Source organism: Protaetiibacter mangrovi (assembly GCF_024752305.1).
In the GTDB taxonomy this organism is placed as follows: Bacteria; Actinomycetota; Actinomycetes; order Actinomycetales; family Microbacteriaceae; genus Homoserinibacter; species Homoserinibacter mangrovi.
In genome coordinates this window covers 304,152-318,070 of sequence record NZ_JANTHX010000008.1, presented here as the reverse complement: position 1 = coordinate 318,070, position 13,919 = coordinate 304,152, and the positions used below count along the sequence as shown (strand labels likewise).

The following is a 13,919-nucleotide window of genomic DNA, read 5'->3' as shown; positions in this document are numbered from 1 at the left end:
GTGTCCAGGCGCCCGGGAGGGTGTCTAGTCGCCCAGCAGCTCCGGACGGATGCGACGCGTGCGATCGAGCTGCTGCTCACGGCGCCATGCGGCGATCGCCGCGTGGTTGCCGGAGAGCAGCACGGGCGGTGTCTCGAGACCCCGCCAGACGGCGGGCTTCGTGTAGCTCGGGTACTCGAGCAGACCGTCCTCGTGGCTCTCCTCGACGAGCGAGTCGGGGTTGCCCACCATGCCGGGCACGAGGCGCCCGGCGGCCTCGATCATCGCCATCGCGGCGACCTCGCCGCCGTTCAGCACGTAGTCGCCGAGACTCAGCTCCCGCACCGCGGCGACCTCGGGGCGGCTCGCGGTGTGCTCGATCACGCGCTGGTCGATGCCCTCGTAGCGGCCGCAGCAGAACACCAGGTGGGGTGCCTCCGCGAGCGCGCGCGCGATCGGCTGGCGGAACAGCTCGCCGGCGGGCGTCGGGAACACCACCACCGCATCCGCGGCATCCGCGAGCACGGCATCCAGCGCCTCGCCCCACGGCTCGGGCTTCATGACCATGCCGGCGCCGCCACCCGCCGGGGTGTCGTCGACCGTGCGGTGCCGGTCGTGGGTGAACTCGCGCAGGTCGTGCACCCGGATGTCGATCAGGCCCGATGCACGCGCCTTGCCGAGCAGCGACACGTCGAGCACCGAGAAGAACTCGGGGAAGATCGTGACGACGTCGATGCGCACCCGTCGAGCGTACCGGTGCCGCAGCAGACACCCGACGCGACCGATGGACACCCGCGCGCCGGTGTCCAGGTGGTCATAGACATGTCTACGACCACAAGAGGGTTCACTCGGGGGTGGGGGCCTCGGGCTCGGGGTCCGGGTCGACGAGGTCCTCGAAGAGGCCCGTGGGCGGGGTGAGGGTCACGGTGCCGGCCTCGAGGTCGACGCTCGGCACGATCGCCGACACGAACGGCACCATCACCTCGCGCTCGGGTGTCTTGACGACGAGCAGGTCCTGGGCGGGCAGGTGCTCGACGCGCACGAGCTCACCGACCTCGACGCCGTCGCGCACCGCGCGCAGGCCCACCAGCTGGTGGTCGTACCAGGCGTCGGGCTCCTGCTCGGCCGCCACATCCGCGTCGATCCACAGGATCGCCTTGACGAGCGTCTCGGCGACCGTGCGGTCGGCGACGCCCTCGAAGAACGCGACCGGATGCCCGTTGTACCAGCGCAGTTCGGCCAGCTCGAGGGTCTTACCGTGCCATTCGGATTCCTTCGGCACCTGCAGCGAGAAGGTCGCGCCCGGCACGAAGCGCTTCGCGGGGTCGTCGGTGTAGAGCTCGAGCTTGAGGGCGCCCTTGAGTCCGTGCGCCTTCAGCAGCCGCCCGACGCGCAGCTGGGTGGTGCCGGGACGCTTCGTCCCGCTCACGCCGCGTCGGTGTCGACGACGTCGACGCGCACGCGGCGGCCGTCGGCGAGCGCCGTCACGAGGGTGCGGAGCGCCTTCGCGGTGCGTCCCGAGCGGCCGATGACGCGGCCGAGGTCCTCGGGGTGCACACGCACCTCGAGGACCTCGCCACGCGGGGTGCTCGACGAATCCACCTGCACGTCGTCGGGGTGATCGACGATCCCCTTCACGAGGTGCTCGAGGGCGGATGCGAGCACGGATTACTCCTTGTCGGCGTCGGCGTCGGCCGGGGCCTCGGCGGCCTCCGCCTCGACGGCCTCGACAGCGGTCTCCTCGGCGTCGGCGGCCGCGGTGTCCGCGTCCTCGACGACCTCGACCGGCTCCTCGACCTTGGCCGGCTTCTCGGCCTTGGGCTTGAGCACCGGCTTCTTCTTCTCGTCGGCGACGAAGGCGACCGGCGCCTCCTTGGTCTTGACGGTGCTCTTGGCACCCTTCTCACCCTTGAAGGTTCCCCAGTCGCCGGTGAGCTTGAGGATGGCGAGCACCTGCTCGGTCGGCTGGGCGCCGACGGAGAGCCAGTACTGGGCTCGCTCCGAGTTCACCTCGATGAACGAGGGCTCCTCGGTGGGGTGGTACTTGCCGATCTCCTCGATCACACGACCATCGCGCTTGGTGCGCGAGTCGGCGACGACGATGCGGTAGTACGGGGCACGGATCTTGCCGAGCCGCTTGAGGCGGATCTTGACAGCCACAATTCTCCTGAAACGTGTGTATTGGGGTCGAACTGCTCCCGTGCGCGTGGGGGCACACTCCGGCAGAAAGCTCTGAAGGGGGATCCGTCGCGCCTGATAGAGGGTCGGGCGGCGCGGACCCAACATCCTATTCTGGCACGTCTGCGAGGGTGGTGCCACCAACCACCGGAACCCTGTCGCGTCGGCGCGACAAACCGACCCCCAGCAGGCACAGCAGCCCGCCCACGATGGCGAGCACGGCGGGCACCTCGCCGAACACCAGCCATCCCGCGAGGATCGCGAGCGGCGGCACGACGTAGGTCGAGATGCCGAGCTGCCCGGCGGGCACCCGGGCGAGCGCGTAGCCCCAGGTGGTGAACGCGAGGGCGGTCGGCACGACCCCCAGGTACAGCACGCCGAGGAGCGCGGCCGCCGAGGCGGAGGCAGCCTGCGCGACCAGCTGACCGGCGAACGGCAGGCACGCCACCATGCCGATGACGCAGCCGAGGAAGGTCGCCTGGATCGGGGGGATGCGGCGCAGCACCGGCTTCTGCGCGAGCACCCCGACCGCGTAGGTGATGGCCGAGGCGAGCGCCCAGAGCACCCCGATCAGGTCGACGTGCCCGCCGCCGAAGAGGCTCGTCGACAGCCCGATCAGCACGACGCCGGCGAAGGCGACCCCGGTGCCGACGGCGAGCCATCGCGGCACGCCCTCGCCGAGCACGAGGCCCGCCCCGAGCGCGATGAGGATGGGCCCGATGCCCACGATCATCGCCGTGGTGCCCGCGTCGAGGGTGTGCTCGGCCAGGTTCAGGGTGACGTTGTAGGCGCCGAACCAGGCGACCCCGTAGACGGCGAGCAGCAGCCACTCGCGGCCGGTGGGCCGCACCCAGCGACGCGCCACGAGCATGAGCACGCCGAGCGCGAGCGACCCGACCACGAGCCGGCCGAGCGCGAGCGCTCCCCCGCCGATCTCGGGCGCCGTACCGCGGATGACGATGAACGCGCTCGCCCAGGCGAGGATCGTGAACACCATCGCGGCGACGACGAGCGGGGACAGACGGGCGGTGGTGGGCACAGCGCGACGCTACGCCGCGCCGCCGACACCCGGTAGCGGCTGTCCGGCCAGAAGACAACCGGTTCCCGCCAACGGCATCCGGATGCGAGACTCCCCCCATGCAGCTGGAGTTCGCCCGCTCGGAGCGTGGCACGGTCGGCCTCGAATGGGAGCTCATGCTCGTCGACCCCGCGACGGGGGAACTCGTCGGGCGCGGACCCGAGATCATCGAGGCGGTCACGGCCGCAGCCGCGGACGAGGACCGGTTCACCGCGACCGCCGAGCTGCTCACGAACACCGTCGAGATCACGAGCGGGGTGGGGCGCGACGTGCCGCAGGCGATCGACGACATCGCGTCCGCGATCGCCGCCGTGCGGCGCGCGAGCGACCCGCTCGGCGTCGAGCTGATGTGCGCGGGGAGCCATCCGTTCGCCCAGTGGTTCGAGCAGGCGGTCACCGACAAGACGCGCTACCACACCCTCATCGAGCGCACCCAGTGGTGGGGACGCAACATGATGATCTGGGGGGTGCACGTGCACGTGGGCGTCGAGGACGTGCGCAAGGTGATGCCGCTCATCAACGCCCTGTCCTGCTATCTGCCGCACCTGCAGGCGCTCAGCGCCTCGAGCCCGTTCTGGGCGGGCGAGCGCACCGGGTACGCCTCGAACCGCGCGCTCGTGTTCCAGCAGCTGCCGACCGCCGGGTTGCCGTGGCCGCTCGACGACTGGGCGGCTTTCGAGGGCTACCTCGACGACATGGTGCGCACCGGGATCATGGCCGATGCCACCGAGGTGCGCTGGGACATCCGTCCGGCGCCGCGCTGGGGCACCATCGAGGTGCGTGCGTGCGACGGCATGTCGACGCTCCCCGAGCTCGCGGCGGTCGCCGCGCTCGTGCAGTCGCTCGTCGAGCGCTTCTCGCGCGAGCTCGACGCCGGACGCGAGCTGCCGACCCTGCAGCCCTGGTACCACCGCGAGAACAAGTGGCGGGCGGCCCGCTACGGCCTCGACGCCGAGCTCATCGTCGACCGCTCGGGGCTCGAGCGCCCGGTGCGCGCCCACCTCGAGGAGACCCTCGACGAGCTGCTGCCGATCGCCGCCGAACTCGGATGCCGCTCCGAGCTGGAGGGGGTGCGCACGACGCTCGCCCTCGGGGCGAGCTACCAGCGCCAGCTGCGGGTGGCGGATGACGCCGGGGGCGACCTGCGCGCGGTCGCGGCCCACCTCATGCGGGAGTTCCGCGCGCTGGAGCTCTGAGCGAAGGCCATTTCTGGCCTTCGCCGCGACGCCGGCGCCGACGGCCGTCCCGGCCGTCGGTCCCCGCGGCGTATCAGGCTCGCGTGTACGCCCTCTTCTCCTTCCGACGGCTCCGTGCGGAGCCGGATCGAGGAGAAGAGAACATGTGGACCCCTGACGACTTCCCCGGTGCCGACCACGTGCCGTGGCAGCTGCTGATCCGGGCGCGCTTCGTGCGCGAGATCGACGCCGTCGTCGCCTCGCAGGTGGTGCGCGCGCTCGGCGCCGTCATCCCGGCGAAGGCCGCGGTCGAACTCTCGCACGCGGCGACGCGGGCCGTCGCCGCGGCGCCCGAGGAGAGGATCGGCGCCGAGGGCTCCGTACGCGCGATGTCCGCGTACGCCGACTTCGACGACTGGTGCGGCACCCGGTGGCCGCACTGGCCCTTCCCCGTCCCGCCCCGCCGCATCGACGAGCTCGTCGACCCGATCGCCGTGGCCGTGCTCGGCCGCGCGCGCGACTTCGTCGCGGCAGCCGGCTCCCCGGAGCTGCAGAAGGGGCTCGGGTCGGCGCTCGAGGAGCTCTCGGACACCCTCGGTCGCTGACCCGATCCCGGAGACCCGTCCTCCGGGATCAGAGGTGCGACGCCCGCCAGCGGAGGAGAGCCCGCAGGGAGGTGTCGTCCCACTCGGGCGCGGAGATCGCGACGACGAAGGTCGTGAATCCGAGTTCGAGGAAGCGCTCCGCGGTCTCGGGGTCCCCCGCCCCGAGGCCGCGGACGCTCGTGCCGGTCGAGCGCTCGATCGCGGCGGGGTCGCGCCCCACGTCCCGGCAGTGCTGCTCGAGCACCGCCGTCTTGTGCGCGAGGGTCTCGACGTCGCCGAACGCGTGCCAGATGTCTGCGTGCTCGGCCACCACCCGCAGGGTGCGGCGCTCCCCCGCGCCGCCGATGAGGATGGGGATGCGCCGGGTCGGCGGCGGCGTGAGCTTCGTCAGGCGCTCCCGGATGCGCGGGACGGCCGTCTCGAGCGCGGCGAGGCGAGACCCGACCGTGCCGAAGGGGTAGCCGTATTCGGCGAAGTCGCGCTCGTTCCAGCCCGCGCCGAGGCCGAGGATGAAGCGTCCGACCCCGTCGCGCGCCGAGATGTGGTCGATCGTGCGGGCCATGTCGGCGACGAGGTCGGGGTTGCGGAACGGCACCGCGGAGACGAGCGGCCCGAACTCGACCCGGCTGGTCTGCTCGGCCATCGCCGCCAGCACCGTGAACGCCTCGAAGTGCGCCCCCTCGGGGTCGCCCGTGAGCGGGAAGAAGTGGTCCCACCCCATGATCAGGTCGACGCCGAGGTCCTCTGCACGGCGCACCGCATCCCGCAGCTGGGGGTGGGTGGCGTGCTGCGGCGCGATCTGCGCGCCGATCCGGATCGCCCTGCTCACGCGGGCCAGCCTATTCAGCCGTTGGTGGCGTCCCGCCAGGCCACCATGCGCTTCACGGCCTCGAGCGGGTAGTCGGGACCGGAGGTGCCCACGGTGAAGAGCGTCGCTCCCCGCGCGTGGAGGGCGTCGGCCTTCGCCTCGTCACCGTGCCGGTTCTCGACCGAGATCTCGATCTCGGACATGTCGCGCCCTTCGGCGGCGCAGTGCTCGGCGAGGATGCCGAGCTTGCGGGTGAGGGTCTCGGGGTCGGGGAAGGAGTGCCAGATGTCGGCGTGGCGCGCCACGAGGCGCAGCGTCTTCTTCTCGCCGCCGCCGCCGATCAGGATCGGGATGTCGCGGGTCGGGGCCGGGTTGAGCTTCGCCCAGCGCGACTCGATGCGCGGCAGCGCCTCGGCGAGCGCGTCGAGACGGGACCCCGCGGTGCCGAAGTCGTAGCCGTACTCGATGTAGTCCTTCTCGAACCAGCCGGATCCGGTGCCGAAGATGAAGCGTCCGCCCGAGATGTGGTCGAGGGTGCGGGCCATGTCGGCCTGCAGGTCGGCATTGCGGTACGAGTTGCAGTTCACGAGGGAGCCGAACTCGACGCGGCTGGTCTGCTCGGCGATCGCGCCGAGCATCGTCCACGCCTCGAAGTGCTCGCCGTCCGGGTCGCCGGAGAGCGGGTAGAAGTGGTCCCAGTTGAAGATCACGTCGACGCCGAGGTCCTCGACCCGGCGGACGGTGTCGCGGATGGCGGCGTACTCGGCGTGCTGCGGCTGGATCTGGACGGCGATGCGGATGTCGCGAGAGGTCATGCTGTCACGCTACCGAGACATGTCTCCGTCACGCTGGACACCCGCGCGCCGGTGTCCGTCAGGTCATAGACATGTCTACGGCGGATGTGAGGTCAGCGGCGACCGAGCATCTTCTGCAGCGCGGCCAGCTCCTCCTCGGTGGGGGCCTTCTGGCCGCCACCGGCGCCGAGACCGAAGCCCGAGCCACCGCCGGACGAGGCGCCGCCCGGCTTCACGCCCTGCGCGATGGCCGCGTTCTCGGCGGCGCGCTTGGCGGGGTTGCCCGAGCGCGAGCCCTTCTTCTTGGCCTGCTGCTTCTTGCCGCCGTGCGCGCCGGGGATCGGGCCCATGCCGGGAACGTTCGGCATCCCGCCCTTGGCGACGGTCTTCATCATCTTCGCCGCCTGCTCGAAGCGGGCGACCAGCTGGTTGACATCCGTCACCGTCATACCCGAGCCCTTCGCGATGCGCAGGCGCCGCGAGCCGTTCAGCAGCTTGGTGTTCTGCCGCTCGGCGGGGGTCATCGACTGGATGATCGCCTCGGTGCGCACCAGCTCGCGCTCGTCGAAGTTCTCGAGCTGGTCCTTCATGCCGCGGGCGCCCGGCAGCATGCCGAGCATGCCCTTCAGCGAGCCCATCTTCTTGAGCTGCTGCATCTGGGCGAGGAAGTCGTCGAGGGTGAAGCTGTCGGTGCGGAACTTCTCCGCGACCTTCGCCGCCTCCTCCTCGTCGAACGCGGCCTGCGCCTGCTCGATGAGGGTCAGGATGTCGCCGAGGTCGAGGATGCGGCTCGCCATGCGGTCGGGGTGGAACGGCTCGAAGTCGTCGAGGCCCTCGCCGGTGGAGGCGAAGATGATCGGACGCCCGGTGACCGAGGCGACCGAGAGGGCGGCACCACCGCGGGCGTCGCCGTCGAGCTTCGTCAGCACGACACCGGTGAAGTCGACGCCGTCCTGGAAGGCGCGGGCCGTGTTGACCGCGTCCTGACCGATCATCGCGTCGATGACGAACAGCACCTCGTCGGGGTCGACGGCCTTGCGGATGTTCGACGCCTGCTTCATGAGCTCGGCGTCGATGCCGAGGCGGCCGGCGGTGTCGACGATCACGACGTCGTACTGCCTGCGCTCGGCCTCGGCCACGCCGTTCTTGGCGACCTTCACCGGGTCGCCGACGCCGTTGCCGGGCTCGGGCGCGAACACCGGCACCCCGGCCTGCTCGCCGACGACCTGCAGCTGGGTGACCGCGTTCGGACGCTGGAGGTCGGAGGCGACCAGCAGGGGCGTGTGCCCCTCCTTCTTCAGCCACTTCGCGAGCTTGCCCGCGAGGGTCGTCTTGCCGGCGCCCTGGAGGCCCGCGAGCATGATGACGGTCGGCGGCTTCTTCGCGAACTCGAGGCGGCGCTGCTGCCCGCCGAGGATCGCGACGAGCTCCTCGTTGACGATCTGCACCACCTGCTGGGCGGGGTTGAGCGCCTTGTTGACCTCGTCGGAGAGGGCGCGCTCGCGCACCGTGCCGGTGAACTGCTTGACCACCTCGAGGGCGACATCCGCGTCGAGCAGGGCGCGACGGATCTCGCGCACCGTGCCGTCGACGTCCGCGGGGCTGAGCTTGCCCTTGGTGCGGAGGTTCTTGAAGGTCTCGGTGAGCCGGTCGGAGAGCGTGCCGAAGGTTGCCATGACCGCTTCATCCTAAAGGGTGGAGGCTGGGCGGTAGCGTGACGGGGTGAGCGTGATCCTGGCCTACGGCGGCCGCGAGCCCGAGATCGACGGCAGCGCGTGGGTGGCCCCCAACGCGACCCTGATCGGAGGCGTCGTGCTGCATCCGGCGTCGTCGGTGTTCTACGGGGCGGTGCTGCGGGCCGACAGCGAGACCATCACCCTCGGCGAGGGCTCCAACCTGCAGGACAACGTCGTGGTGCACGTCGACCACGGCGTGCCTGCGACCATCGGCGCGGGCGTCTCGGTGGGGCACGGCGCCGTCGTGCACGGCTGCACGATCGAGGACGACTGCCTGATCGGCATGAACGCCACCGTGCTGAACCGCGCGGTGGTCGGGCGCGAGTCGCTCGTCGCCGCGGGCGCGCTCGTGCTCGAGGGCACGGTGATCCCGCCGCGTTCGCTCGTCGCCGGAGTGCCGGCCAAGGTGCGCCGCGAGCTGAGCGAGGACGAGGTGGCCGGCATCCGCCGGAACGCCGCCACCTACCGCGAGCTGTCGGCCCGCCACCGGGAGCTGACGTGACGGATGCCGCACCGGCCGAGCCGCGAACCTTCCACCCCTCGTGGCCCGCGTTCCACCGGCGCATGCTCATGCGCTTCCTGTGGCTGGCCCCGCTGCTCGTGTTCGCGCTCGTGATCGCCGCGTGGCCGAGCATCGGACTCGCGCTCGTCGTGCTGGGGACCGGGATCCTGCTCGCCGGCCTCGGGCTGCTGGTCTACTTCGCGCGATCGCGGGTCACGGTCGAGTCGGGCGAGCTGCGCATCCGCGGTCCGCTGCGCACCCGGCGCTGGCCCCTGCACGCCGTCGCGACCCTCGTGTTCGTGCCGCTGCCGGGCGCCCGGCGCGCGACGCTCTACGGCGTCTCGCCCGCGCTCGAGCGGATGTTCTCCCTCTCGGCGGAGCTCTGGGACGAGGCCGACCTCGAGGCGCTCGCGGGGGCGATCGGCGCATCCGTCGTGCGCGCCCCGGCGGGGCTCGCACCCCTGGAGCTCCAGGAGCGCTACCCGGGCACCGTGGGCTGGACGACGACCCACCCGTGGCTCGTGGTGCTGCTGCTGACGGGCGGCGCCATGATCGTGATGATCGCCGTCGCCGTCGTCGTGGCGGCCGTGCTCATCGCCACCGGACAGGTGCCGATGCCGAGTCCGAGCTAGACCGACGCGCGGAGGGCGGCGAGCAGGGCCGTCTGCAGCTCCGGACGGATCGGGTAGCTCGCCGAGAACGACAGACGGGTCGCGATGCCGGAGAAGCGCCCCCGCAGCTGCGCCGCGACCTCGGTCGGCGAGCCGACCGCGGCGAACGCGGCCAGCATCTCATCGTCGACGAGTTCGCCCATCTGCTTCCACTCGCCCCGACGCGAGGCGGCGTGGAGCGTCTCGTGCACTTCGGCCCAGCCGTGCAGCTCGAGGACCGGCAGGTAGGCGGGCGTCGATCCGTAGAAGGCGATCTGGGCCTTCGTGGCCCGGATCGCCCGGGCGAGCTCCTCATCCGTCTCGCCGATCGCGACGAAGGCCGGCACGCTGATGCCGACCTCGGACGGTTCGCGGCCGGCGGATGCGGCTCCCCGCGCGAGCGCCGGACGCGTCACCTCGCGCAGGTAGCGCTCGGTGGTGAAGCTGTGCGCCAGCACCCCGTCGGCGACGGCGCCCGCCGTCTCGGTCATGCGCTCGCCGACCGCCGCGATCCAGATCGGCGGCGGTCCGAAGGGGTTCGGTCCCGGCGAGAAGAAGGGGCTCATCAGGGTGTGGCGGTAGTGCTCTCCCTCGAAGGCGAGCTTCTCGCCGGTCTCCCAGGAGGTCCAGATCGCGCGGACGGCGGCGATGAACTCGCGCATGCGGGGCGCGGGCGCCGACCACGGCATGGAGAAGCGTCGCTCGATGTGCGGCTTGATCTGCGATCCGAGCCCCAGGATGAACCGCCCTCCCGAGACCAGCTGCAGGTCGTTCGCGGTCTCGGCGACCGTCATGGGGTTGCGGGCGAACGCGACGGCGATGCCCGTCATGAGGCTCACGCGCTCGGTGCGCATGGCCGCGGCGGTCAACGAGACGAACGGGTCGTGCTTGGTCTCGGCGGCGAAGATGCCGTCGAAGCCCGCCGCCTCCAGCTCGGCCGCTCCCCCGGCGAAGGCGCGGGGGTCGGTGCCGGCGTCGCCTCCCGCGTCGATGAGGAAGGGGGTCGTCGTCGCGTCGTCGCTCACGCGCCCATCCTGCCGCAGCCGCCTCCGCGAGAGTACGCAGTTGTGCGTACCCTCACGCGCGAGAGCCCGCAGATGTGCGTACTTTCGGGGAAAGGGTCAGCCGACGAGCTGCTGGGCGAAGACGTGCGGGGTGAAGCCCGTGAGGTCGCCGATGCCCTCGCCCTGGCCGACGAGCTTCACGGGGATGCCGGTCTTCTCCTGCACCGCGAGCACGAATCCGCCCTTGGCGGAGCCGTCGAGCTTGGTGAGCACGAGACCGGTGACCCCGGCGTGCTGCACGAAGGCGTCGGCCTGGGCGAGCCCGTTCTGCCCGGTCGTGGCGTCGAGCACCAGCAGCACCTCGGCGATCGGCTCGAGCTTCTCCACGACGCGCTTGACCTTTCCCAGCTCGTCCATGAGGCCCGACTTGGTCTGCAGGCGGCCCGCGGTGTCGATGAGCACGATCTCGACGCCCTCGCGCTGGGCGAGCTCGACCGTCTGGAAGGCGACGGATGCCGGATCCTGCCCCGCCTGCTGCGGCCGCACGATGCGTGCGCCGGCCCGCTCGGCCCACGTCGCGAGCTGCTCGACGGCGGCCGCGCGGAACGTGTCGGCAGCGCCCACCACGACCGTGCGGCCGTAGTTGGTGAGGAACTTGGCGAACTTGCCGATCGTGGTGGTCTTGCCGACGCCGTTGACGCCGACCACGAGCACCACGGCGGGGCGGTTGCTGAGGGTCAGGGTGGAGTCGAGCTTCGCGAGCCGCTCCTCGATGGTCTCGCGCAGCATCCGCTGCAGATCCTTCGGGTCGGTGGTGCGGTAGCGCTCCACCTTCTCGCGCAGCTCGTCGACGATCGTCTCGGTCAGGTCGGGGCCGAAGTCGGCGCCGAGCAGCGCCGTCTCGAGGTCGTCCCAGGTGGTCTCGTCGATCGTGGGCTTCGCGAACATGCCGCGCAGCGCGCCGCCGAGTGACCAGGATGCCGCCATGCGCCCAGGCTACCGGCCCTACCGCGCTGACGACTCGCATCCGCACCGCGCCGGGGCGCGCCCGCCCGCCGCCCCGCCGATGCGATCTCAAGGAGTCGAGCAACCCATCTCAAGGAGATGAACATCGGATTCGGCAACATCGGTCACGGGGCGCACGTCCGCCACATCGACTCCTCGAGATGGGTTGCTCGACTCCTTGATTTGGGATGCACGAGGACGGCGGAGAGGATGGGCGGGTGACCCTCGCCTTCGTCCGCCACGGCCAGACCGACTGGAATCGCGAGGGTCGCCTGCAGGGCTCGAGCGACATCCCCCTCAACGACACGGGGCGCGAGCAGGCCCTCGCCGCCGAGCGGATGCTCGCGGAGTGGACCTGGGACGCCGTCGTGAGCTCCCCCCTCGCACGCGCCCGCGAGACGGCGCGGATCGTCGCCGACGGGCTCGGCCTGCCGCTCGGCCCGGCGTACCCCGAGCTCGTCGAGCGCGACTACGGCCCGCTCGAGGGGCTCCCCGACACCGAGGTCATCGCCCGCTGGCCCGATCGGCGCTACCCCGGCGCCGAGCCGCTCGACGCGGTCGTCGACCGATGCCTGCGGGGCCTCGACCGCATCGACGCCGACTACCCGGGCCGCAACGTGGTCGTCGTCTGCCACGGCACGATCATGAAGTACACGCTCATCCGGCTCACCGGCTACCCGGTCGACGTGGTGCTCAACGGCACCGTGTCGGCGATCGAGCGCGACGCCGAGGGCTGGCGCGTGCTCACGATCAACGGCGAACCGGTCTAGCCGGCGCCCTCCGCCGCGGGCACGGCTCTGCGACGCTCGATCACCACGTCGACCACCCACACGGCCACGGCGAGCGCGCCGAGACCGGTGAACAGCAGCAGCCAACGACCGAACCCGCCGCCGATCTCGCCCCACGCCTCGGGGATCGTGAACATCACGAGCACGAACGCGGCGGCGCCCACCGCGTACGCGACGCCCCACACCCACTTCCGCCACGCGAACAGCACGGCGCCGTCGAGGGCGAGCAGGGGCAGCAGCGCGAGCGGCAGCGTCGAGATCCCCTCGACCACGAGTCCCGAGAGCAGCTCGACGGCGCCGCGCAGGGCGACGCTGTCGGTCGCCCCGTCGGCCACCGGGGCGAGCAGGCTGTAGCCGACCCAGGCGAGCAGCGCCACGGCGAGGGCGACGCTCGAACCGAGCAGGATCACCAGGGCGTCGCGGGATGACGCGAGCGCGACCGCGAAGGCGAGACCCGCGACGAGCCCGAACACCACCCCGGGCTCGAACTGCAGCAGGCGGGCGACGAGCACGGTGACGGCCAGCAGCACGAGCGAGCCCCAGCGGAACACCACCCGGGGGCGCGCCTCCGGCTGCACGCGGCGCAGCACCGCGATGATGACGACCCAGCCGGCGACGTTCAGCAGCACGAAGGAGATCAGCGCGGTGACGAGGAGTCGCAGCGACATCGGGTTGAGGCCGAAGTCGGGGTCCACGAAGCCCGACACCACGGCCGCCACCAGGAAGCCCGGCCAGACGAGCCAGGGCGCACGGCGGCGTGCGGTCGGCGCCACCCCCTCCCCCGCATCCGGATCGGTCGGGGCGGTGCGCCGTCGCCGGCGCGCCCGCAGCCAGTCCATGAAGCCGAGCCAGCGCTTCTCGACCACCTTGTTCAGCAGGTAGCCGGGGAACCCCACGATCAGCATCAGGAACACGGCCGAGCCGCCGAGCACCGCGAGCTGGGTGCTGCTCGGCAGGGCCTGCGCGATCGTGCGGAGCGAGCTGAGCACGCTCGGATCCGACAGCCCGGTGGCGTCGTAGGGTGCGTTCGCGAAGACGGAGATCTGGAGCGTCAGCGCCGTGGCGACGGGGTCGATGACGTCGAGGGCGCCGTCCTCGAACTCGTACTCGATGATGTCCTCACCGGTCCGGGCGTCGCCGAAGCGGGTGATGATCTGCGACGGAGGCGGGTCCCACGACCGCAGCGCGCTCGCCGCCATCCCCCGGTTCTCGCTGCGCCCGTCGACCGCGGTCGCGACGATGGTCTCGTCGCCCTGCAGCCAGCCCGCCGACGCGAAGCGCTCGAGGATCCCGATCGCCCGGGCGGCGTCGACGCCCGCCCACAGCAGGATGTAGGCGATGCCCTGGTCGCCGTCCTCGAACGGGCGGTCGGCCACCCGGGTGGCGCAGTCCCATCCGGTGCCGCGCAACGGCGGCGGCACGAAGCGGGTCTCGAGCGGGAACACCGTGTAGCCGCCGGTCGCGAGGGTCGCGTCCGCGCATGCCGCCTCGTCGGCGACCGCGGGGGCGGCGGCGCCCAGCGCACCGGCGAGCGCCGTCGCGAGCACGAGCAGGCCCGCGGCGGCGCGGCGCAGGCGTGCGGTCATGCAGGAAAGCTAGCGGAGCGGGACGCCCCCG

At 71.8% G+C, this 13,919-nt stretch carries 16 protein-coding genes; 5 read left to right on the top strand and 11 right to left on the bottom strand.

All coding sequences use genetic code 11. The features are described 5' to 3' along the window. Positions 1 to 24: 24 nt before the first annotated feature. From trmD to NUH29_RS12825, 5 genes are all read right to left on the bottom strand, one after another. Positions 25 to 720: a tRNA (guanosine(37)-N1)-methyltransferase TrmD gene (gene trmD, locus NUH29_RS12845; protein WP_258799601.1), complete on the bottom strand. Its 696-nt coding sequence runs from the start codon at positions 718 to 720 to the stop codon at positions 25 to 27. A gap of 103 nt (positions 721 to 823) precedes the next feature. Next, complete coding sequence (gene rimM / locus NUH29_RS12840) at positions 824 to 1,408, bottom strand: ribosome maturation factor RimM (protein ID WP_258799600.1); 585 nt, start codon at positions 1,406 to 1,408, stop codon at positions 824 to 826. Next, the gene (locus NUH29_RS12835) at positions 1,405 to 1,644 is read right to left on the bottom strand and encodes an RNA-binding protein (RefSeq protein WP_187675847.1); all 240 of its coding nucleotides are present in this window, start codon (positions 1,642 to 1,644) and stop codon (positions 1,405 to 1,407) included. The genes rimM and NUH29_RS12835 overlap by 4 nt, the downstream gene beginning before the upstream one ends. Before the next feature lie 3 nt (positions 1,645 to 1,647). Continuing rightward, positions 1,648 to 2,139, bottom strand: coding sequence for a 30S ribosomal protein S16 (gene rpsP / locus NUH29_RS12830; protein WP_258799599.1), 492 nt, complete (start codon positions 2,137 to 2,139; stop codon positions 1,648 to 1,650). A gap of 127 nt (positions 2,140 to 2,266) precedes the next feature. Next, a complete protein-coding gene (locus NUH29_RS12825; protein WP_258799598.1) occupies positions 2,267 to 3,196 on the bottom strand; it encodes a DMT family transporter in 930 nt (309 codons plus the stop codon). Between the two features lie 98 nt (positions 3,197 to 3,294). On the opposite strand from NUH29_RS12825, the gene NUH29_RS12820 reads away from it, so the two are divergent. Together NUH29_RS12820 and NUH29_RS12815 are read left to right on the top strand one after the other, a co-directional pair. Next, the gene (locus NUH29_RS12820) at positions 3,295 to 4,431 is read left to right on the top strand and encodes a glutamate--cysteine ligase (protein WP_258799597.1); all 1,137 of its coding nucleotides are present in this window, start codon (positions 3,295 to 3,297) and stop codon (positions 4,429 to 4,431) included. 143 nt (positions 4,432 to 4,574) lie between these two features. After that, positions 4,575 to 5,015 (top strand): hypothetical protein, encoded by a 441-nt coding sequence (locus tag NUH29_RS12815; RefSeq protein WP_258799596.1) that lies wholly within the window; start codon positions 4,575 to 4,577, stop codon positions 5,013 to 5,015. A 28-nt stretch (positions 5,016 to 5,043) separates the two neighbouring features. Here the strand turns inward: NUH29_RS12815 and NUH29_RS12810 are convergent, their stop codons facing one another. The 3 genes from NUH29_RS12810 to ffh form a co-directional block, all read right to left on the bottom strand. After that, the gene (locus NUH29_RS12810) at positions 5,044 to 5,844 is read right to left on the bottom strand and encodes an LLM class F420-dependent oxidoreductase (RefSeq protein ID WP_258799595.1); all 801 of its coding nucleotides are present in this window, start codon (positions 5,842 to 5,844) and stop codon (positions 5,044 to 5,046) included. A gap of 14 nt (positions 5,845 to 5,858) precedes the next feature. Then, positions 5,859 to 6,638, bottom strand: coding sequence for an LLM class F420-dependent oxidoreductase (locus tag NUH29_RS12805; protein WP_258799594.1), 780 nt, complete (start codon positions 6,636 to 6,638; stop codon positions 5,859 to 5,861). Between the two features lie 92 nt (positions 6,639 to 6,730). Beyond that, the gene (ffh, locus tag NUH29_RS12800) at positions 6,731 to 8,293 is read right to left on the bottom strand and encodes a signal recognition particle protein (protein ID WP_258799593.1); all 1,563 of its coding nucleotides are present in this window, start codon (positions 8,291 to 8,293) and stop codon (positions 6,731 to 6,733) included. 46 nt (positions 8,294 to 8,339) lie between these two features. Here ffh and NUH29_RS12795 point away from each other — a divergent pair, with 46 nt between their 5' ends. Together NUH29_RS12795 and NUH29_RS12790 are read left to right on the top strand one after the other, a co-directional pair. Next, on the top strand, positions 8,340 to 8,855 hold the full coding sequence (locus tag NUH29_RS12795) for a gamma carbonic anhydrase family protein (protein WP_258799591.1): 516 nt from the start codon (positions 8,340 to 8,342) through the stop codon (positions 8,853 to 8,855). Further along, positions 8,852 to 9,487 carry a hypothetical protein gene (locus NUH29_RS12790; protein ID WP_258799589.1) on the top strand — a complete coding sequence of 212 codons (636 nt, stop codon included), beginning with the start codon at positions 8,852 to 8,854 and terminating at the stop codon, positions 9,485 to 9,487. Before NUH29_RS12795 ends, NUH29_RS12790 begins: the two co-directional genes overlap by 4 nt. Here NUH29_RS12790 and NUH29_RS12785 read toward each other — a convergent pair. Then, positions 9,484 to 10,530 carry a TIGR03617 family F420-dependent LLM class oxidoreductase gene (locus NUH29_RS12785; protein ID WP_258799588.1) on the bottom strand — a complete coding sequence of 349 codons (1,047 nt, stop codon included), beginning with the start codon at positions 10,528 to 10,530 and terminating at the stop codon, positions 9,484 to 9,486. The genes NUH29_RS12790 and NUH29_RS12785 overlap by 4 nt on opposite strands. 96 nt (positions 10,531 to 10,626) lie before the next feature. Then, positions 10,627 to 11,496, bottom strand: coding sequence for a signal recognition particle-docking protein FtsY (gene ftsY, locus NUH29_RS12780; protein ID WP_258799587.1), 870 nt, complete (start codon positions 11,494 to 11,496; stop codon positions 10,627 to 10,629). Between the two features lie 236 nt (positions 11,497 to 11,732). Between ftsY and NUH29_RS12775 the strand changes: the two genes are divergently transcribed. Beyond that, entirely contained in the window at positions 11,733 to 12,284 is a 552-nt protein-coding gene (locus NUH29_RS12775; RefSeq protein ID WP_258799586.1) for a histidine phosphatase family protein, read from the top strand. Here NUH29_RS12775 and NUH29_RS12770 read toward each other — a convergent pair. Further along, positions 12,281 to 13,888 carry a hypothetical protein gene (locus tag NUH29_RS12770; protein WP_258799585.1) on the bottom strand — a complete coding sequence of 536 codons (1,608 nt, stop codon included), beginning with the start codon at positions 13,886 to 13,888 and terminating at the stop codon, positions 12,281 to 12,283. The two genes, NUH29_RS12775 and NUH29_RS12770, sit on opposite strands and share 4 nt — an antisense overlap. Between the last annotated feature and the right edge of the window lie 31 nt (positions 13,889 to 13,919).